The organism is Paenibacillus sp. S-38 (genome assembly GCF_049942825.1).
Taxonomy (GTDB): Bacteria; Bacillota; Bacilli; order Paenibacillales; family NBRC-103111; genus Paenibacillus_G.
In genome coordinates this window covers 2,696,082-2,718,047 of sequence record NZ_CP187970.1, presented here as the reverse complement: position 1 = coordinate 2,718,047, position 21,966 = coordinate 2,696,082, and the positions used below count along the sequence as shown (strand labels likewise).

Sequence of the window (21,966 nt, the reverse complement as noted above, 5' to 3'; positions counted from 1 at the left end):
ATCGTTCTCAGGAACCTCGTCGCTCGGACGCTCTTCGTAACAGTTCCTTTTCCAGCAGAAGGATGAACTCCCTGCTAAGCCCGAGCGCAAGCGCCTCTTGATAGGCGGCGGCGAGTACATCCGTACTCGCCTGCTCCAAGCCTGTTGTGCGGTCTGCCCCATCGATCACATGCATCACCCGCTGCCCAGACCCCCAAGAACCCTATTATCGCTTTCCCTGGGCGGACGTGTATTTGTCGCTGTCATAGCTGATAAATCCCTTGTTCTATTCGCTGGATGCAAGATTCAGCAAATTTGTAATAATCAAATTCATGATGGTTTGAGTCCTTCGTAAGTCCACTGTAGAATAAGCCCCACGCAACCTCACGGACCATGGAAACGTATTTCATGTCCTGCAGAATGTGAAAGGCATCCTCTTCGGCATGTCCGAAATATAACCCAAGCCATTCCCGCTCCTCCCCTTCACTGAATTGGTTTGTGAACGGAATAAGAGTCAACTCAAAAAACACATCCCCCATCCCCGACAATTCCCAATCTATGATTTGCAGCTGGTCGCCGGTATAGATCATGTTGCACAAGAAGGAATCATTGTGGCAGAACTTGTTGTTATATTCTTTGTCATTACTCCGCCTATGCGCAATGGTCTCCACTCGATGCAAGATTCGGTTTAGCCCCTCCGGATGCTTGACTTGAAACGAATCGGCGCCTTTCAAATAGCCATGAATCAAGTCGTAGGGGCTGCATATTCTTCCCTGATCCTCCATGCGGTGTATTCGCTTGAGACGATCCATGATCATTCCTTTGACGGCAGGGTTCTTCAGATCATCCTTCGCTAACATGCGGCCTTCGATGAACTCCGTAACTACAAATTGTTCAGGAGCAGCGCTAGAGATGACTTTAGGCGCAAATCCCTCACGGTTTGCCATCTTCATCACTTCGGTCTCTGAGCGGCGGGTCAGGTTTAAATATTCATTTTGCCTGCTGTTGATGCGAAGCACGTAGGCCTTCTCTTTGGTGTATACCTTATAGGTTTCGTTGCACAGGCCCCCTCCCAGTGTTTCAAAGCCCAACCGTTCGCGGTTTAGCTCGGGTACTGCACGAATGATGTCTTCCACTTCCATCCTCAAGAGGATTCACCCCGCCTTCTAAGCTTGAGAGTCCAGTCCCCTTCAACGTCATGAACCGTACCCCGCCCTTACCACGCCATCAAATTAGCTATCACCTGTGCGCTCTCCGCGCGGGTCACCTGATCTTTGGGCACGAATAGACCGTCGCCGCGTCCGTTAATCAGCTCCAGTGCCTGCGCCTTTCTTACTGCATCCAGCGCCCAGGTGCTGACGGTTCCTTCGTCAGCAAAGCCTTTGGCTTGGACCACGTCCGCCTGGGAGCTTTTAGCGTGCTTCCCATAGGCACGTACAAGCATGATCGCCATCTCCTCTCGGGTTATGACCGCATCCGGTGCGAAGCTGGTCTCCGAGAGTCCGGTCACGATGCCCGCTTCGCTGGCAGCAGCCACAACACCTGCGTACCAGCTTGTTGGCGACACGTCAGTGAACATCACGGCCCCTTGTGCACCAAGGCCAAGTGCCCGCACAATCAAGGCGGTGAATTCGGCGCGAGTCACCGGCTGGTTCGGCGCGAACTGCGTTTCACTGATCCCGTCCAAGATGTGTTTGGCCGCCATTTCCTTAATGACTCCCGCCGCCCAGAATGAATCGCTCACATCCGAGAAGCTCTTGTCGTAGTGGACAACGGCATACTTGCTGAAATGGCTGATGTGCGCAGTCCACTTGCCGTCCTCCATCCGGCCCCCCGCATACTCCATAGAACCGTCATCTTCGATGCAGTAGGCGCCCAGAAGCTCTGTCTTGACATCAGGTAAGAGTGTAAATGAAATTACAATCGTTTCGTCAAACTGGGATAGTGTCTTTTCCACTCCGTCTTTGCCAACAATGGCAAGCGAAAATTCAAGCATATCCCCGGCAGCGGTCAGCTTCGCATGCGACTTCTCTCCCGCTTTGTTAAGCAGCATGGTTTGATCCGATGCAGACACGGGCTCCATTCTAAGAAGGATCGTCGCATCTTTCCGTTCATCTGCCGGGAGGAAACTTTGCAGTTTCACCAGAACGCTGCCTGGGATGGTAACCGTCAGATGGTCATTGGAAATCTCGATGATATTCTTGTTGGTTATGGCGGCTGCATCCGCGGGAAGAACGACCTGCTTGGCATCACCGGCAATCGAAACGGCAACTTTGCCATCATGATCGGCCTGCGGGAGGTTCACCACCTCCGGTCTCGGATCAATGGCTATCCCGCCGGCAGTGCCGGGGCGGCTGTTTCCCTTCAACGCCACCGGAACATTCAGATTGTCAAAATTGATATGCCCCCAGCCACCTGTCGCCTGGTCGACGACCTGAATATAAAGGAGCTCTCCCTTATACGCCGAAGCATCCCACGTTACACGGCGGTAGGCCTCATTGTTGTCTCCGGTCTCTTTCATTAGAATCTGGCCGTCCGAAGCACGAACCAGAGCAGCATAAAGTTTGTCGATATCCTTGCCGCCGCCAACCAGGAAGCTGATCCTGCCTTCCCCGCCTAACGTAAAGGGTTGAGTTGTCAGGGAACCTGTCGCAGAATCCCCGATCTCCGGTGTAAATCCCCACAAATGATAGCGCTCGGGGTCCTTGGCAGCCGAGGCCTGGTTAAAGGGCCCGCCCCAACCCCAATCATTCACCTTCACGACATTCCGATTGGAAAATGCATTGCCTTCCACAGTCCATCCGGACAAATCGCCCTTCTCGAAATCGGCATTGGGCAGTTCGCCGACAGGCGTCTTCTGAACCTCGGGAGCCGGCCAGCTCGCTGGTACCGTATCTCCATAGGCGGAATTCATCTCCCATACCTGCAATTTCTCAATGGAGGCTTGTCCCCCTTCGCTCCACAAGCGAAGGCCGAGTGCATCGGCACGTGTCGGATAAATCCGGGAGGTGATGCTGTTCTTCCCGTTGGCATAGGCCTCCAGCATCGAGCGATCGAGATAGATATGCAGCTTTAATACATCCCCATCGAGCTCCATCCTGCCGCTCTGGATCCCCTTCTGCACATCCGGATCCAGAGAAGATTTCCATCTGTCCAGGTTCAGAAGCTGCTGATCCGCATCATAAACCAATCGGGTCTCCTCCTTGCCGTCGGCGGTCTTCCGCAGCGAAATACCAACCTTGTTCGCTGCACCGATTCTGGCTTCCAGGACAACCTCCAGCATGTCGCCCTGCACTCGAGCCAGCTTGGCATTGGCGGCTCCTATGGAAGCCTGCGACAGATCTACCAGCTTCCGGCCGCGGAGAGATTGAAGCTCTGTAATCGGCTCCACACCGAGCGTGCCGTCACTGCGTAAGGATAACTCGAGCGGCAGCCCGCCATTATGCGCCCAGCCTGAATCCGCATGCTGCTGTTCTGTACGTCGATCCTGGGTAATGCTGAACAGGATCGAACGTCCTTGACCATCCACCATACCGCTCGGACCGGTAAAATGTTCGCCAAAATCGAACATGCGGGGTTCCTCGTGGTCGGGGACGAACTTGTTGTTGGCTTTATCCCAGGTACCAATCCAGTGGAAGACATACTTCACATTATCTGCATCATAGTGGTCGAACCACGGATTAATAAAAAAGGCATATTTCATCGTTCCATTGCTGTCTTTGCCCAGCGGCAGGAATACCGGAAGCTCCCACACCTGCCCGGTTTTATGGTACTTCTCATAATTGCCGGCGAAGAACGGACCTTGGTAAGTCCAGTGAACCATATCCTCCGAGGTATACAGCAATGCCGTTCCGCCTACATTCTTGATTCCGGACCCCACCAATTGGTACCACGTGTTCCCGTCCTTCCATACGTATGGGTCCCGGAAATTGCCGAACCACACTTCGCCTTCGTCCGCCGGCAGGTTAGGCGCTTGAGTGGTGACCGGTGTTCCGTGGTAAACCCAATTCTTCAGGTTGACATCACCGTCTTTCGTGAAGGTGCTCCTGGCAAGTCCCGTCGCCTGGTTAGGCGAAGCCTTGTCATCCCCTGCCGTAAAGAACAACGCAGGATTGCCATCGTCGTCGACAACCGCGCTGCCGGACCACACCCCGTCCGGGGTTTCCGAACCCGCTTCCGGGGCAAGAGCAACCGGCATATCCTTCCAGTGCACCATATCCTCGCTCACCGCATGCCCCCAATGAATCTGATGCCAGTAAGGACCCTGCGGATTAAACTGATAGAAGATATGATACTTGCCGTCAAAGTAGAGCGGAGCGTGCGGCTCATTCATCCAGTGGCCGGGCGCGATCAAATGATACTGGGGCCGATAGCGGTCTCCATCGTACACGCTCCGGTCAAAGTCCATGGAAGGCGCAGGAGCAATGCCTCCCTCAAAATTCGACGTGACGGTATGATAGTCGTTTTGAATTTCCTCTGGAGTCAGAGACCGATTGAACACCTTCACTTCATCGATCATGCCGTTAAACATATTGGCGGTGAAGGCCCCGTTAATCACAACGCCGGAGTTATTTTTGCCGATCATAAAATCTTGGTTCGCCGGAGAGAGGGGGAGCTTCTTCTCCGCTGCTGAGGTACCTGCCAATTCGCCATTCAAATACAGCTTCAACTTCCCGTCGGTTTTACTGTAGGTAGCAGCGATGTGAGACCACTCGAACTTGGGGAGCGGCTTGTCTTCATCGGCCCATACTTCCGTCCATTTCCCGTTAATCCCTGCCTGGAACGACCACTTGCCATGACGGCCCATGCCAAGGATGTAGCCGGTGCGGGTATCACTGTCATATTGATTGACGATCGCCGACAGCTTTCCCCCATCCCCCCACTCATAAGACCTGGGGGCAACCCAGGATTCGATGGTGATTTCATCCGTAGGCTTGGCGATTTCATTCGCAGGTCTGGCTATCCAAGTGGAGTAGCCATCAAAGAGCAGCCCTTTGCCGGCCGCGCCTTGTCTCCATAAAGGTTCACTGTTCGGTTTGTATTTGGCATTGTTGAATACATAGTGAACCGCATCATTCTTATTGCGGACATCGTCCTTGGCCGCCGCTCCCTGACCTTCGTCCAAATGCCAGCTGCCGATCAGACCGGATCCTTTGACCTGAAAATCATCGACATTGATATGTCCGGCCGGATCCCCGTCTACAACTTGAATATAGACCTCCTGGCCGAGATAAGGCGCTGCATCCCAACGGGTGCGGGTATACTGCTCCGACTGGGTCCCGGTCGCTTTCATCAACACGGCTTGATCGGAAGCCCGGACCAGGGCCACGTAAAGGTGGTTCGGGTTAGCTCCGCCGCCTACAAGAAAAGAGACGAATCCCGTTCCGCCGAGCCTGAAGGGACGGGACGTTAACGTTCCCGTAGCTTGGTCCGCTTTACCATAGCCGGACACATGATAGGTACCCTCCTGTCCATAGGGCGCTGCAGGGTCACCAAAGCTGGACTGATCGGTCAGCGCGCCGGTAAATGCTTCGCCTTCCAAGGTCCAACCGCTCCAATCACCGGTCTCAAAACCTGGATTTTCAAGAGTCTCCGGCGTGGACGAGTATAAATTGGCTGCAAGAACGCCATCCGTCGGAACCGATTCATGGTAGGTAAAGAAAGCATCCGCAAACATCATCCCCCAATCCGAATCGGCATTGTCGACCAGCTCTAGATAGAGGTTCTCGCCCAGGTACTTGGACAGGTCCGCCCTGTACTGAACCATGTTGGCAAGCCGCATCCCTTGTTCAATGTTCGGGAAATTCCCATCATTGAACTCCGTATTTCCGTAACGGGCGATGAGCTCATCCGTATCCGCATTGTATAGGTTCAGATGTACAAGATCGGTGTGTTTGCCGCCGCCCAGCTTAAACGTAATCCAGCCGCTTCCGCCCAAGGTGAACGTAGACGAGCGCAGGATCCCGGTGTTCTTCTCGTCATATCTCCAGCCGTCAAGATGATAGCTGCCTTCCTGGCCATAGGGGATGTTCTCATCCCACCAGGTCGGATCGCCGGACACGCTGCCCGGTCCGAAGGCAGTGCCGGCGACAACCGTCCAGCCCAGCAGTGTGCCTGTTTCGAAGCCGGGATTGCGCAGCTCGTACCGGACGGGATGGTACAGATTCTTCGCAAGGACACCACCTGTCGGTGTATCCGTGAGATAAGTCCTGAAATCGTCGGCGAAGACGACTCCCCAGTCACTTGTGGCATCGTCTACAATCTCCAGATATAAGTTCTCACCTATATACGACCGCAAATCCGCTCTATACTGCACCATATTCGCAAGCCGAAGACCCTGGTCGACATGCGGGAAGTTCAGCTCAGAGAATTCCGTGTTTCCGTAACGCGCCACCAGCTCGCCGGTCTTGGCATCATAGACATCGATATGGGCCAAATCCGTATGTTTGCCGCCTCCTAGTCGGAACGTAATCCAGCCGGTTCCGCCCAGCTTAAAGGCAGTCGAACGAAGCTTCCCCGTCTTCTCCTCCGGGTATTTCCAACCGTTCAGATGATGTTGGCCTTCTTGGTTATAAGGAATCTTCTCATCCCAATAGGTCGTTTCATTCGATACGCTGCTAGGACCGAAAGCATCTCCTTCCACAACGGTCCAGCCGCTCAGATCTCCCGTTTCAAAGCCGGGATTTTGAATTTCCTTCACGCCCGGATCGTACAAATTATCTGCCCTAACGCCCTCACTTGGTTTGTTCTCATGGTATGTATGGATGGCATCGGCGAACAGCAGTCCCCAATCCGAAGTGCCGTGATCTACGATATCGATATACAGATGCTGTCCGATATAGGAGCTCAAATCGGCCTTATACTTCACCAGGTTGGCCAAATGCAGGCCAAGCTCTACGTTCGGGAAATTCTCCGCGCTCCACTCCGTATTGCCATAGCGTGCCAGCACTTCACCCGTATTCGCATTGCCGATTTCAATATAATCCCGATCCGTGTGTCTGCCGCCGCCGAGCATAAAGGTAATCCATCCGGAACCGCCTAAGGTGAAGGTGGAAGAACGTACCCTTCCTGTGGCCGATTCTTCATACTTCCATCCATTTAGATGGTAGGTGCCTTCCTGCCCATAGGGAATCCCTTCAGCCCAGAACATGGTTTCGTCCGATACGCTGTCAGGACCGAATGCACTTCCTTCGATCACCGTCCAACCGGTCATGTCTCCGGTTTCAAAGCCGGGATTCTCAATGGTATTCGCATATACCATCGATGTAACAGGGTTTGTTCCCGTCATCATAGCATTCGCGGGTCTAAAATCCGGCTTCACGGGATTCGCATATACCGATGAGGCAGCGGTCGTAACCGTATTATTAGCATTCATGGCTGGAAAATCATCAGCATATGCTCTATCAAGTCGGATTCCAGGGCACCCTGTCGACAGCACTAAGGAAAGGATGATCATATGGATCAGGCTGAAACGAATGTTCTTTTTGTTCAAGAGTCTGTCCTCCCTAGATCCAAATATTGCGCTTACATTTAGAAAGAGTTCAGTCTCCCCAATCCTATACCGACCTTATCGAAGTATAGTCTGGAGAGAACAAAACGGTGCCGCCTTATCGTCTTGAGATCGGCGCGTGCGAATAGATCGATTGTAGCGGATGGAAGTCCAAGCGATGAATGGTCGCCTCGCCGCCAATGGCATACAGCTCCAGACCTACGCTGGAAGGGTCAGGGAAGATTTGGTCAGTCATGGCCATCTCCCCGTTATTGGCAAAAATCTCAATAGAAGAGTGGTCGACGAATAAATGAAGATGAATCCGGCCTTCGAGGGGCTCAAGCCTTGCGTCATGCCTGCACGCGAAGCCAGGATGGAATCCACTTTCGCCGGAGTCGGTTCGGCAGACGTACAGCTGTCTTTCGGCAGCACGATATCCGACTACCGTCTTCTCCGTATCCGAGGTCCGAAGATGAAACCCTATTTCCTCCGCGCTGCCAACGTCAAATTCGCAAATGAGTTCGTATCGGTCCCCCTTCACATCCTTCAATAGATTCTCCCCGGGACGAACGGTTACGCCCCCCCACTGCCGGCTCTGCTCCTGCTCCCTCAGGCCCTGGAGCTCCGAAACCGGCTGCTGCACCACTCGAATGCCGGAAGGTGTAAGCCGCAGACGCAGCTCTCTCGGAAGCGTCATGGCGCTTCTCCATTCCTTCGTCGGCGTCAGATTGCAATATTTCCAGTTGCTCATCCAGCCGATAAACAGCTTCGCTTGATCCGGTCGCTGAACATCCGACCAAGTAACACCGGCATAATTGTCCCGGCCGTGATCCAGCCACAGCACCGTGTCCGAAGCGTTCTCATTTGTAAAGGTTATGCCGTCGAACTGTCCTATGAAATATTGAGTTCTGGAGCCCTCCGGATGATCGGGATGATCTCCGATGCTGACAATCAGCACCCACTTGTACTGGCCTTCGGAGCCCTCGATCGGCAGCTCGATGAGATCGGGGCATTCCCACACTCCCTCATGTGACCCTTCCGCTCTGCCAAATTCACTTGCGAAGGTCCAGCTCTTCAAGTCCTTCGAGGTGTAGAATTGAATATGATCGCCGGCAGCCAGCACCATGACCCAATGCTGCTTTTGCTCATGCCAGAATACTTTGGGATCCCGGAAATCCGTATGCAGCTCGTTGTCAAGAACAGGATTGTTCTCGTACATCGTCCAGCTTCTGCCTTGATCCGTACTGTATGCCAAGCTCTGCCGCTGTCTGGGGCGGTCGGAATCCGGGTACTGATCAGCGTGTGTAAATATCGCGACAAGGCCCCGCCGGCCGCCGAAGAAGCCGCTGCTATCCTTCCAATCCACTACAGCGCTGCCCGAGAATATAAAACCGTTGTGATCCGGCTTCAACGCGATCGGCATATGCTCCCAATGCACCAGATCCGTACTGATGGCATGACCCCAATGCATCGGCCCCCACGTTGTCCCATTCGGATGATGCTGATAGAACAAATGGTACTCCCCTTCGAAATAAACCATGCCGTTTGGGTCATTCATCCAGTGGGCCGAAGGCGTAAAGTGAAATTGCGGCCGGTATTTTTCGTTCTGAGATTTTTCGTTCAGGTCTGGAGTGTTCAATTCGTGTTCATCCTTCCTCATGTAAAGCCAAAGCCTTTTTCATTCGGGAAGAACAGACCGGAACAACGGGAAGATCGCTCCGGTTTGCTCTTCTGTGTTATGTGCTGGATATCATGCGGCTTGCTTTAGCTGTTGTTCTTTTTGAAATCGTCGTAGCCCTTTTGGTAGATCTGGAGCAGCTTTTGCAGTCCAATCTGATCCAGTTTCTTCAGGTAGCCGTCCCACTCTTTCTCGACGCCGCCTTCCATGAGCCACTTCGCTTTCATTTGCTTCGTATACTCTTTGAGCTGCGTCTCGATTTGGTTGATCTGTTCCAGATCTTCTGCGGAGAAGAAGACAAAAGGATAATTTTCTTTTGCTTGGTGCGGGAAGTAATGCGTTTGCAGCTCGTCCAACCGCTGCTTCGCACGCGGCTCCATGTCCACCAGTTTGCCGAATGCATCCTTCGTTATGACAACCGGTCCGCCTGGCGCCACTTTAATACGGTACTCCCCAGCCGTTGTCCCTTGCGGAACCGGCAGGTTCACAAGCTTGCCGTTCTCTTCCTTGTACACTTCGCCGATCGGTCCCCAGTGCGCCTCAATCGCCGTCTTAGGGTCATACAATTGGTCTGCCCAGCGAGCGGTAATTTCCGGATGCTTGTTCTCCTTCGTAATCACGAAAGAGTCGCGAGAGTACTCGGAATAGTTGGTTTTGCCGATGAGAATCCGGCCTTCTTTATTCTTGAGAGGCGGCATCAAGACGTAGTCTTTCATCCGCTCTTCACCGACAATCTCGGCTCCTTCCCACCAAATAAAAGATCCCAGGGTTTCATCGGTGGTCTTGCCTTTCGCCTTCAGCTTCTCGGCATCCATGCTGGCGATTTCCTTATCGATCAATCCTTCCTTGTACCAAGTATGGTAGTAGGCCATGGCTTCCTTGTATTCCGGGAGAGCCAGCGAATACAGGACCTTTCCGTCTTTGACGATCCGGTGGTCGTCCGTCGTTACGTCCGGCGCTCCGAACATCCCGAGCAGATCTCCCTCGTTCCCGCACCAGCCCTGGAACCACCAAGAGAGCGGAATGACCGTCCCCTTGCCGTTCACATTGCTGTCCTTGAACGCCTTCAAGGCGTCATGGTACTCATCCAGCGTCGTCGGTACCTTCAGATTCAATTGATCCAGCCACTTCTTGTTGATGAACATCTGGTTGGGCATATTAATCAGGTTCATCTCTTCCGCGTATGGCAAAGAATAGATATGGCCGTCGGGCGCCGTAACCACCGCTTTCAGATCGGGACGGGTCTCGAACAACTTCTTCAGGTTCGGCATGTACTTATCGATCAGGCTCTCCAGCGGGATAATGGTTCCCTCGCTACCGTATTTAATCAAGTCGAAATCAGAGAACTGCGCGTTGTAGAAGGCATCCGGAAGATCGTTTGTCGCGAGGAGCAGGTTCTTCTTCTCTTGGTAGCCGTCGCTTGCGATATTATTCCACTCAATATGCACATTGGATTGCGCCTCCAGATTCTTGAAGAAGGTCATTTCGCCGAAGCCCGGAGCTAACGGATTTTTGGGGGATACGAACTTCAGGGTGACTTTATCCTTTACAATCGGGTATCCGGTCATATTGATATCGGCCGCCGGAGTACCGCCTTCATTCGACTTTGACGCGTTCGAATCATTTTTGTTGCATGCGCTTACCAGCAGACTTGCCACGACCAATGGCACAACAGATGCAGCATATCTTTTTTTCAACTTCTGTTCCTCCCTTTTATGCACGCTGATCAAGTAACCGCCCTCTTCCCTCACACGCCAACATTGATTCTGGAATCCACCACCCCCTTTACGATTTTCTCCCCATAATCCGGTCGGATTATCCTTTCACGCTGCCGATCATAACCCCTTGGACAAAATAACGCTGAATAAAGGGATATACGACGAGTAACGGCAGAGAAGCAATCACGATGACGCCATACTTTAGCAAACTGGCTACCCGCTGCTGGACTTCCGCCGATTCCACATCGGTCACGAATTGGCTGGCGAGCTCGTTCTGAATGACCAATAGGTTGCGCAGCACGAGCTGCAGCGGATACATTCGTTCGTCCCCCAGGTAGATCAGGGCGTCGAAGAAGGAGTTCCAGTAGCCGACGGCGTAGAACAAGGCCAATACGGCAATAATGGCTTTAGAGAGAGGAAGCACGATCTTGGCAAAAAAAGTAACGTCCGAACAACCATCCATCTTCGCAGCCTCAAGCAGTTCAACGGGAATCGTATCCTGAAAAAACGAACGCGCAATGATGACATTAAAGAGAGAGACGGCCTTCGGCAGAATTAACGCCCACATCGTATTGATCAGATGCAGCTTCTTGATGACGAGATAGGTGGGGATCAACCCGCCGGAGAAGAACATGGTGATAAGCAGGTATACCATGATCGTGCTGCGCCCATATAAATCTTTGCGCGATAAAGCGTAGCCTGCCAGTACCGTGAGCAGAACGTTAATAGCCGTACCGACGCTCGTATAGAGAATGGTATTTTGATACCCTCTCCAAATGCTGCCTTCCTGGATGATTCTTGAATAGCCTTCCATCGTAATGCCTTTCGGCCAAATCCACATCTCCCCATTGAGAACGGCTGTGGGATTGCTGATCGAAGCGATAAAGACGAAATACAAGGGGTACAGCACAATTAGCGCGATGACGGACAGAACGAAATAGTTCAGGACATCGAATATCAAATCGTTACGCGATCTAAGCGTTGAGTTGGTCTGACCGACGGACACGGTACGTCCCTCCTAGAATAAGCTTGTATTGGACAGTTTTTTGGCGGTTTTGTTGACGGCGATCAGCAGGATCAGGTTAATGACCGAGTTAAATAAACCCACCGCAGCGGAGAAGCTGTACTGAGATTGCTTCAGGCCCACCTTGTAAACATAGGTTGAGATAATCTCGGAGCTCGGTAAATTGGTCGGTGTCTGCAGCAGATACGCCTTCTCGAAGCCCACGCCCATCACATTGCCGACCGCCAGGATCAAGAGAATAATCGCCGTAGGCATGATCGAAGGCAGATCGACATTCAGGATGCGCTGCCATTTCGTCGCGCCATCGACGATGGCCGCCTCATGAACTTCGGGATTCACGCCGGCCAGTGCCGCAATATAGACGATGGCACTGAATCCTGTCCCCTGCCACACATCGGATAAGATATAAATGGCTTTGAAATACTCCGGCTGGGACATAAACAGAATCGGTTCATTCCCGCTCCAATGCACGATAGCCTGATTGATGATTCCCGCCGGAGACAGGAAAACCAGAATCATGCCCGACAAGACGACAGTCGAAATAAAGAAAGGGGCATACACCGTGGTTTGGACAAACTTCTTAAACCGCAGGTTCGACACTTGATTCAACAGCAAGGCAAGAACGATAGGGAGCGGAAAGGTTACGATCAGACCAAGCACACTGAGTCCAAGCGTATTGCCAATCAGCTCCTTAAAGTTATAGGAGGTAAAGAACCGTTCGAAGTGCTCGAACCCTACCCACGGGCTTCCCAAGATCCCCTTCGTAACAGAAAAGTCTTTAAACGCAATGATGACCCCGTACATGGGCCAATAAGCGAAAACCGCAAAGTACAAAAGCGTAGGCAGCAAAAAAAGATAGAGCTGATAATTGTTAGCAATCGCTTTGAAACGACTCGAAATCAATGGGTTTACCTCACTTTCGATATGTATTGAAACGTTCCCATTTCAGAACTATAGTGCCCCCCTTTTTACGAAAAGGAAACGGATTCGCAATGATTTTATGAAACGTTTCCAAAATTCGGACCAAAAACCCGCAGCCGCTTATTTTGAAACGTTTCCAAATTGAGCGGAAAAACCAGGCCCTGCGTAAGCAGCTACGTTGTCTCCCCGGGCCTGAACTGTACCGGAATCCGAATGGTGTCCGTCGAGACCGATTCTCCGGCGATTTGGCTCAGAAGCAGCCTCACGGAGGTGCGGGCCATCTCCTCTACCGGCTGGCGTATCGTTGATAGGATGGGATGAAACAGCGTGTTATCTTGGATGCCGTCATAGCCGATCACCTTCACGTCCTGAGGAACACGGATCCCGTACTTCTGCGCCTGATCGATGTATTTGGCCGCGAAAATATCCGTGATGGCAAATACACCATCGACCTCGCGATGCTCTCTAACCTTGAAGAAGTTGCCGAAGTATTTCAGATCGTCCATCACAGGGTCGGGCTCTTCATAGACGATATAGTCCAGCCCCAGTGACTCCGCCTCGTCAATGAACCCTTTCTTCCGAAGCATCGTCTCGCTAAAAATCTCTGTTACAACGCCCAGAAAAGCCGGCTTACGAACACCTGCCCTATACAATTCCCTCATAGCCATCCGGCCGCCGGTATAGTTATCCGACGTTACGCAGGGGACGGATTTGGAAAAGTGGCGGTCGATGCTGACAATCGGAATCTCCGTATTCAGACTGCCCTCAATATCGTTATAGGTAATTCCGAGAACCCCCGCTACTTTGTTCTGGCTGAGCGTATCGAAATAATACAGTTCCTTCGCAGGCTTGCCCCCGCTGTTGCACAAGATCAATTTGTATCCTTCGCGGTCCAGCTCGTCTTCGATATAATAAGCAAGCTCCGAGAAGAACGGATTCCATATGCTTGGCAGCAGAAGCGCAACCAGATTGGATTTTTGCATTTTGAAATTCCTGGCGATCTCATTGGGTACATAATTCAACTGCCTGATCGCTTCCAGGACCTTTTCCCGAGTCTTCGGTTTGACCGAAGGGTGATTGTTGATGACCCGCGATACGGTACCCACACCCACTTCGGCCAATTCCGCTACATCTTTCAAGTTTGACAAGCCTATACCTCCCGGAAGCACACTGCCTCTTTCCTTGATATCGATATCATAGCATTAATTTGGAAACGTTTCAATATATTTTTGCAAGCAAGCTGCCGTCGGAGTTGGATAAGGTGCAGGGCAAGGCCCAGGCAGCCCAGTGAGGCTGAATTTCCAGCCAGTGCGCCTGGCCGAGATAGCACCGGGGTACAGCATCGGCGAGGACGTCATCTACAACCGCGAGGGCAGGCTGCTATCCGATGAAATAAGATTAACGGGTCACCGTTCTTTTGGGACGATGCGCGCAAGGAACTTGCTGAGAAGCAGTTCCCTTGCGGCATTGGAGCATGGATTATGAGAGTCTAGTTTTCGAGATAGAGCGATGAATGAGAGTTTATTTCAATGTGATATTGGTACCGGCCGGGTTATACCCTTCCTTATACGCACCCTCAGTAAAGTACTCCAAGCCTGTGATCCCGTCCAGGTGTTCTACCTCGAATACGATCTTCCCAGTTTTGAACACCTTCCCGTTGAATTCTCCGCCTACAGGATCCGATGCAGCGGACGCCTTGGCTTGCTCCCGTGTATTGGTAATGATCTTTCCGTTGGAAACCTGCCAAGTTAACCGCTCATCCGATGTATTGTCCACTTTTACTTCAAGCACAACCGCCTTCATCGGAACAGGAAAATCATCCTTTTTATATGCCGGATCGAGTGTCACTTTGAAGATCTGCATTCTCATGGGACCGCTGGTCACTTCGATGCTGGTACTGAACGACTTCGCCTGGGCAGGTGCAGGTGCGGCCGGCACAGCATCCTCCTCCGGAGGGGCGTCTTTCGCATCAATATGAATCGTCCGGTCGTCCCCGTTCCATTTCACCTCGGCGCCCAGCATTTCTGCAACGGTCCTTAGAGGTACTTAACTGGAACCATTGATGTTCTCCACGACGGCAATTAGGCGGTAAACCCGGGCTTCATACGGCAGAAGCCGGGACAGATCCCCCGGATCCCTGTCCGCATAGTTGAACAGGAGCGGCTCCATTCCCATCGCGGGCACCGATTCCGGAAGCTCGCAGTCTGCAGCTTCTTCGGAGATATTGAGCAGCACGAGCCAGCGGTCTCCTCCGAGCACCCGGAGGTAGGCATAGATTTGCGGATGCTCCTCAAACAGGGGCACGTAATCCCCGTAGACCATCACCTTATGGGCTTTGCGGAGAGAGATCAGCTTTTGGTAAAAGTAAAACACCGAGCCGGGATCTGCGAGCGCGGACTCCACGTTGATCTCCCGGTAGTTCGGATTGACCTTAAGCCAAGGGGTACCTTCGGTGAAACCGGCCTTCGGCGAGGAATTCCACTGCATCGGTGTACGTGAATTGTCGCGTGAGAGGTGGAGCAGCTCCTCGAACGCTTCCTGCGGATCCCGGCCCTTCCTCACTTCTTCCCTGTACTTGTTCTTCATCGCAATGTCGTTGTAGTCATCGATCGATGGGAAACGGACGCCGGTCATCCCGATCTCTTCCCCTTGGTAGATATACGGCATGCCAGGCAGTGTATGCAGCAGCACCGCAAAGCATTTGGCCGACTCCACCCGGTACGTCCTGTCGTTCCCGAAGCGCGTCACAAGACGTGTGTGATCGTGGTTGTTCAGGAACTGGGAATTCCATCCACTGCCCCACATGCCGTCGTACCACCGCTTCTGAATCGCTTTGAACCGCTGCATATCCCAGTGCGCCATGTAATCGCACACTTCAAAATGGAACAGCGTATGCAGCTCCCGCCGCTCCTCGCCGACATACAGTACGCCGTCTTCCGGCGTGACGAACGGAATCTCGCCCACGGTGAAGATATCGTAGTGCTGCAGCACCTTCTCGTGCATCTCTTGGAGATACTCGTGGATGCCCGGATTGTTCCCGAGATAGGAGATATTCTCCGGATGCTCCGCATCCGGGAAGCCCTCCTGCTTGGCGAGCAGGTTGATCACGTCCATCCGGAACCCGTCGATTCCCTTGTTCAGCCAGAAGCGCATCATGGCATAGATCTCCTCGCGGACCGTAGCGTTCGCCCAGTTCAGGTCCGGCTGCTCGACAGCAAAGGAGTGAAAATAATACTCGTCTGTCGTTTCATCGAACTCCCAGGCCGAAGGCGTGAAGTAGGAACGCCAATTATTCGCTTCCTTGCGCCAGATGTAATAATCCCGCTTAGGGTTGTCCGCGGAGGAGCGTGATTCGATGAACCACGGGTGCTGGTCTGACGTGTGGTTGACCACCAGATCCATGATCAGCTTGAGGCCCCGAGTGTGCACCTCTTTCAGCAGACGATCGAAAGAATCCATCGTCCCTGCCTTCGGCATGATAGAGAGGTAGTCGGAGATATCATAACCATTATCCACATCCGGCGAGCCGTAGCACGGATTTAACCAGATGACATCGGCACCGAGCTCCTTGATGTAATCCAGCTTGGCGATGACGCCTTCCAGGTCGCCGTATCCGTCTCCGTCTGTATCATAGAAGCTGCGCCAATACACTTGATACACGACGGCTTCCTTCCACCATGTTTGTTTCACAGCTTATGCCTCCTTCCTGTAGTTCAGCCCAAGTCCGGTCGTATTCTCCAGAATGTCGACTCGCAGGCCTCCGGTATCTCCCTGTTTCGTGACACTCAATGACAAACAGCCTTCCCCGATGCGGATGCGCTCGGCCGTCAGCTCGCCGAAGCCTTCCGGCAGGCAGGGGCTGAGCTCGATCGTCCCGGATAGCACATCGGGCACGAGCCCCAGCATCGCCTGCACGAACACCACGGCCGTGCCGGCCGCCCAAGCCTGCGGCGAACAGGTCCCCGGGTAGGCGACGGGGGCGCCGAACGAAGCGTCATAACCGCAGAACAGCTCGGGCAGCCGCTGGGTCTCGAAACCGGACGAAGCCTTCAGCAGACCGTTGACCAGGCGTCCGGCCTCCTCCGTATAGCCGAGACGGCTCATCCCGAGCAGGATCATCGCATTGTCGTGCGGCCACACGCTGCCGTTGTGGTAGCTCATCGGGTAATACCCGGCGGCGTCCGTGCTCATCGTCCGGACGCCGAACCCACTGAACAGGTCCGGCGCGCTCAGCCGCTTCGCTACCTGAGCGGCACGTTCCTCCCCCGGGAGGCCGCTCATCAGGAGATGGCCCGGATTCGAGGTGACGGACTTCACCTGCCGCCCCTCCCGGTCCAGCGCGACCGCATAGTAGCGCTCGTCCTCCATCCAGAACGCCTGCTCGAACGAAGCCTGGAGCGCAGCGGCCTCTCTCTCCAGCCTGCCGGCCGTCTCCGTCTGTCCAAGACGGGCCAGAATCGGCGCCAGCCCTTTCTTCGCCTGATACACGTAGCCCTGCACCTCGGAGAGGGCGATCGGCGAAGCGGCGTACTCGCCGGAGTCATGCACGATGGAGTTGGCCGAATCCTTCCAGCCCTGGTTCGGGAAGCCCTTCTCCGCCTCCTGGCGGTAGGTCAGGAAGCCGCTGCCGGCCCGCTCGGCCGCATCCATCCACTCCAGCGCCCGCATGACGCTCGGCAGGAGCTCCTCAGCCAAGATCAGATCCCCGGTCCACCGCACATACTCCACGAACAGCACGAGGAAGAGCGGCGTAGCGTCCACCGATCCGTAATAGGGGCCGAACGGCGATTGGCCCGTGTGCACGAGCTCGCCGAAGCGGATCTCGTGCATGATTTTGCCCGGCTGTTCGTCCCGTGATGCATCGTACGCCTGTCCCTGGTACGCGGCCAGCGTTCGCAGCGTGCCTGCGGCCGGCCGGGGGTTCAAGGGCAGCATGAACAGGGACGTAATGACGCTGTCCCGCCCGAACGGAACGGCGAACCACGGCAGCCCGGCCGCAGGAGTAGCGCCGTATCCCACGTCGGTCATCAGCATGCGCAGGTCCGTTACTCCCCTGCGGTACAGCCCGTTGAAGACGTCGTGATCGGAGGTGACGCGCGTTGAATGTTCATACCACTCCCCATAGGAAGCTTCCAGCAGCCCAAGCCCCTCCTCGAAGGTGTGTGCTTCCGCCCCGGGTGCCCCATTCAGAACCGGAGTGATGAAGAAGCAGATCTCCTTCCGCTCCTGCGGCTCCAGCCGGATGCTGAATCCTATCCTTCCGTCCGGACCTGCGGTATCCGCCGGCACATCCCACTGCACATGCGTCTCCCTCGTAATCCCGTCCTTCCCATCATAACGGATGGATAACGACCGGCTGTCTGCCGAACGGTCCGTGATGTGCCCGACTTCCCCGGCGCGGTACTTCCGGACGATGAACATATCCTGGAAGTCGGCATCGAAGCGGACGGAGAGCCGGACTTCTCTCGCCTTCGGATAATAGTTCGTCACAGCCAGCCTCTCGTACAGCCCGCCGGCATAGATGAACCTTTCCCGGCTGAGCTCCACAGCGCCTTCATCCTTACTGGCGCGCATGAGCCGGAACGAGGCCGCATAGCTGCGGTCCGCCTCGGACGAGAGCAGCTCCGGCCGCTCTCCGTCAATCCGCACTTCCATGCGGCTCAGAAACCGGGTATCTTGGGTGTACAGCCCTTGTCCCGTCTCCCCGTCACCGGTATCCCCGTTCAGAGCCGTGAGGAAGAACAGGTCCCCTTCTTTGATGACACGATAATCCATTGAACCCATCTCCTTTTATATTACCCGCGCCCATCGAGCGGCGGGCATAAGCCGAATATCTTTTGACACATAATCCTTCAACACATCAGCCCTTGATACCGGAGCTCGACACACCCTCGATATATTGTCTCTGAAAGATAAAGAAGAACACCAGGATCGGCAGCGTGCTGAGCACCACACCGGCCATGATAAGCGGCGTATTCTCGAAGAAGAGATCCTTGACGCTGTTGAGGCCGACGACAAGCACGTACCGCTCGGGGTCCGTGACCATCGTGCTAGGAATGAGGTACGAATTCCATGTGCCCGCGAAAGCCAGGATCGACATCGTGATCAGCGAAGATTTCGCCAGCGGATACACGATACGCCAGAACGCCCCCATCTTCGTCAGCCCGTCGATGCGCGCCGCTTCGATGAATTCCCCCGGCACCGAGATGAAGAACTGCCGCAGCATGAAGATGTAAAGGCATTGGTACAGGAACGGCACCGTCAGCGCCGCATAGGAGTTGAGCCAGCCCAGCTGCGCCACGTTCACGAACACAGGGATGAGAATCATATGGTACGGCACCATCATCGTCGCCACAACGATCCAGTAGATTCCCTTCCTCCCTGCGAATTGAACCTTGGCCAGGGCGAAGCCGGCCATCGGGTTGATGATGAGATTGCCAAGGATGACAAGCGCCGTCATTACTGCCGTGTTGGCGAGCCACTGGGGCACGTTATAGGCCGGGTTCGAGAAGAAAATCTTGTAGTTCTGGAACGTCCAGTGCGCGTCCAGCGTCAGCTTGTTGACGTCCTGCATCGTTACGAAGGACGTGTACAAGGTATAGAGGAACGGCAGGGCAAATATAAATCCGAGGGCGAACAGCAGGACGTAATTGCCCAGCCCGCCAAGTCTTTGGTAAGCTGTCATGTGGTTCACCCCTTCTCGTCCAGCAGCTTTTTCTGGAGAAACGTGATGATCATGATAATGAAGAAGAAGAGAACGACTGCGGCACTGCCGTAGCCGATGTTCATGTAACGGATTCCATGCTGGTAGAAGTACGTCACGACCGTATTCGTGGCGCCCGCCGGCGAGCCCAGTGCCCCGTATCTTGAGATCGCGGCAATCTGGTCATAGATCTGGAAGCCGAGAATCGTGGCCACGGATACGACGAAGAAGGTGATCGGCTTCAGGTAAGGCACCGTGATGTAGCGGAACTGGGCCCACTTCGAGGCGCCGTCGATCTGTCCCGCTTCGTACAGATCTTTCGGCACCTCCTGGAGCGCGGACAGGTAGACGATCATGCTGAAGCCGCACTGCTGGAAGATGAAGAGAACCGCCACGAACCACAGGGCATAATCCGTGCTGGCATACCAGGTGACATCCTTCAGACCGAAGAGCGTGAAGAACTTCGTCACGAAGCTGCCCTGCTTGAAGAGCATCATGAAGACGGTGGTCACCGCAATGGTCGAAGTGATGTACGGAATGAAGAAGATTGTGCGGAACACGCCTTTGCCCTTGATCTTCCGGTTCATAAGAATGGCCATCAGCAGGCCGATCACCGTCTGCAGCGGAACCGCAACCACCACGAGCTCCAGGGAATGCAGGACCGCCCGGTAGAACTCCTGGTCGTTCAAGATCTTGAGATAATTCTGGAGACCGATGAACCTGGCACTATCCAGAGCAGCGAAGTTGGCATTCTGGAAGCTGCGGGTGAACGATTGGATGAACGGATACAGGAACCACCACGCCCAGAGAATCAGAAAGGGAAGCGAGAACAGCCAGCCGACGGCATTGTCGGAATCGGCCACAGTCCTGAGCCAAGAGGTCTTCTTGACCGGCAGAGAATGCGCAGCGGCACCCGGTTTAGGATATACAGCCATACGATACCTCCTCAGGTGTGTAAGTCAGGGGTTCGGGAGAGCCCTTAGGGAATAAAAATCCCGTCCCCCACCGGGAACGGGATCGCTTCAACGGGGTTTACATGCAGCGCGTGCGTACTACTGCTTGAACTGGGATTGGATGCCGTCCAGAATGTCCTGCGGGCTCTTTTTCACGCCGCCCAGGATGGCGCTCTCCAGCTGGTTCACTAGCTCATCCTTGAACCGCTTTGAATCCGCTGGGTACGCGAAGTCCGTGCTGTAGTCAAGCGCCGGCTTCAGCTCCTTGAATTCCGGGTTCTCTTCGAAATACTTGGCCGAGAGGCTCTTCACCGCAGAGTTGTTGCCAAGCTTCAGGAACTCGGTCTGTGTCTTCTCGTTCGTCATGTAGTAGGCCGCCTGCAGCGCCGCCTCCTTGTTCTTGGCATCCTTGAGCACCACATAGGCGTCGGAGATCATCGTGCTGCCCTGCGCCGTTCCTTTGGGAACCGGAACAACCGCATAGTTCAGATCCGGCGCAGCGTCCTTCAGGAAGCTCTTGTACCAGTGGCCGCCGGTGGTCATTGCCGACTTCTTGTTCGCGAAAACCTCTCCGTCCCAGCCGTAGCCCAGGGATTTCGGCGTAACCGCAGCACCCGAGGCGTAGAGGTCGAAGATCTCCTGCAGCGCCTGCACGTTCTCCTTGGAATTGATCGACTTGCCGTTGTCCCAGCCGCCCCCGAAACTCTTCGCATAATTCGTGATATGGTACGGATCGAGGTTGATCGTGATGCCGTATACGTCATTCGTCTTGAGTTTCTTCGCCGCCGTTTCAACTTCGTCCCAGGTCGTCGGGTATGCGCCGAGTCCGGCATTCTTCCACATCTCTTCGTTGATGAAGAACATGGCCGGAGAGGAGCTGTTCGGCACCCCGTACAGCTTGCCGTCCGCCTTCCAGATGTTCGTGACCGCTTCACTGAAGATGCTCATGTCCACCTTCGTGGAAGCGACCAGCTCGTCGAGCGGTGTGAAGAGTCCCTTCTGAATATACTCATAAGCGCCTTCGTTAGAGATTTTGATAAAATCCGGAGCCACCTGCGCGGCGATCTCCCCCGGAAGCGCGTTCCAGAACTGGTCACTGCTCGGATACTGCTTGATTTTCAATTCGATGTTCGGATACTGGGCGGAGATCGTGTTCGCCGCCTCCTGATACGTCTTCAGGTCCTGCGCCGTGCCCCAGAAGCCCATTGTGACCGTCGTCTTCTTCACGCCCGCATCTCCCGAAGCACCAGATGTTGCCGCGCCGTTGTCGTTACCGCTGCCGCAAGCGGCGAGCGCCAGCGTCAAGGCCGCCGCAGCCGAGAGTTTCAATGTTTTATTCATGGTGTTCCCCCTACGATTGGTGTAGTGTGCTGTCCTGCTGTTATCGTAGCCCGTTTGGAAGCAAAAAAAAATTAACCCATCCACGATTCGTTTAATGAAATACACTTGGATATTTCAGGAAACCCGTGAATGGGCCGTTTTTTTATTGGAATGTACTTTT

14 protein-coding genes are annotated in these 21,966 nt (G+C 54.1%); all 14 read right to left on the bottom strand.

Annotation, left to right across the window (positions count from 1 at the left end; all coding sequences use genetic code 11):
• Positions 1-7: 7 nt before the first annotated feature.
• The 14 genes from sda to ACP26L_RS12375 all read right to left on the bottom strand — a co-directional run bounded on the left by sda (position 8) and on the right by ACP26L_RS12375 (position 21,806).
• Positions 8-175: a sporulation histidine kinase inhibitor Sda gene (gene sda / locus ACP26L_RS12440; RefSeq protein WP_426452830.1), complete on the bottom strand. Its 168-nt coding sequence runs from the start codon at positions 173-175 to the stop codon at positions 8-10.
• Between the two features lie 67 nt (positions 176-242).
• Positions 243-1,121 carry a phosphotransferase gene (locus ACP26L_RS12435; RefSeq protein WP_426452828.1) on the bottom strand — a complete coding sequence of 293 codons (879 nt, stop codon included), beginning with the start codon at positions 1,119-1,121 and terminating at the stop codon, positions 243-245.
• 74 nt (positions 1,122-1,195) lie between these two features.
• Entirely contained in the window at positions 1,196-7,267 is a 6,072-nt protein-coding gene (locus ACP26L_RS12430; protein WP_426452826.1) for an S-layer homology domain-containing protein, read from the bottom strand.
• A 319-nt stretch (positions 7,268-7,586) separates the two neighbouring features.
• A complete protein-coding gene (locus tag ACP26L_RS12425) occupies positions 7,587-9,107 on the bottom strand; it encodes a glycoside hydrolase family 32 protein (RefSeq protein WP_426452824.1) in 1,521 nt (506 codons plus the stop codon).
• A gap of 125 nt (positions 9,108-9,232) precedes the next feature.
• Positions 9,233-10,843: an ABC transporter substrate-binding protein gene (locus ACP26L_RS12420; RefSeq protein WP_426452823.1), complete on the bottom strand. Its 1,611-nt coding sequence runs from the start codon at positions 10,841-10,843 to the stop codon at positions 9,233-9,235.
• Between the two features lie 118 nt (positions 10,844-10,961).
• Positions 10,962-11,870, bottom strand: a complete 909-nt coding sequence (locus ACP26L_RS12415; protein ID WP_426452822.1) for a carbohydrate ABC transporter permease — start codon at positions 11,868-11,870, stop codon at positions 10,962-10,964.
• 12 nt (positions 11,871-11,882) lie between these two features.
• Positions 11,883-12,791 carry an ABC transporter permease gene (locus ACP26L_RS12410; protein WP_426452821.1) on the bottom strand — a complete coding sequence of 303 codons (909 nt, stop codon included), beginning with the start codon at positions 12,789-12,791 and terminating at the stop codon, positions 11,883-11,885.
• Positions 12,792-12,982: 191 nt separating this feature from the next.
• The gene (locus tag ACP26L_RS12405; RefSeq protein ID WP_426452820.1) at positions 12,983-13,957 is read right to left on the bottom strand and encodes a LacI family DNA-binding transcriptional regulator; all 975 of its coding nucleotides are present in this window, start codon (positions 13,955-13,957) and stop codon (positions 12,983-12,985) included.
• A 373-nt stretch (positions 13,958-14,330) separates the two neighbouring features.
• Complete coding sequence (locus ACP26L_RS12400) at positions 14,331-14,816, bottom strand: stalk domain-containing protein (protein WP_426452819.1); 486 nt, start codon at positions 14,814-14,816, stop codon at positions 14,331-14,333.
• A 39-nt stretch (positions 14,817-14,855) separates the two neighbouring features.
• The gene (locus ACP26L_RS12395) at positions 14,856-16,499 is read right to left on the bottom strand and encodes a glycoside hydrolase family 13 protein (RefSeq protein ID WP_426452818.1); all 1,644 of its coding nucleotides are present in this window, start codon (positions 16,497-16,499) and stop codon (positions 14,856-14,858) included.
• 3 nt (positions 16,500-16,502) lie between these two features.
• Positions 16,503-18,584 carry a glycogen debranching N-terminal domain-containing protein gene (locus tag ACP26L_RS12390; protein ID WP_426452817.1) on the bottom strand — a complete coding sequence of 694 codons (2,082 nt, stop codon included), beginning with the start codon at positions 18,582-18,584 and terminating at the stop codon, positions 16,503-16,505.
• An 85-nt stretch (positions 18,585-18,669) separates the two neighbouring features.
• Entirely contained in the window at positions 18,670-19,494 is an 825-nt protein-coding gene (locus ACP26L_RS12385) for a carbohydrate ABC transporter permease (RefSeq protein WP_426452816.1), read from the bottom strand.
• A 5-nt stretch (positions 19,495-19,499) separates the two neighbouring features.
• The gene (locus ACP26L_RS12380; RefSeq protein WP_426452815.1) at positions 19,500-20,447 is read right to left on the bottom strand and encodes a carbohydrate ABC transporter permease; all 948 of its coding nucleotides are present in this window, start codon (positions 20,445-20,447) and stop codon (positions 19,500-19,502) included.
• 117 nt (positions 20,448-20,564) lie between these two features.
• On the bottom strand, positions 20,565-21,806 hold the full coding sequence (locus tag ACP26L_RS12375; protein WP_426452814.1) for an ABC transporter substrate-binding protein: 1,242 nt from the start codon (positions 21,804-21,806) through the stop codon (positions 20,565-20,567).
• Between the last annotated feature and the right edge of the window lie 160 nt (positions 21,807-21,966).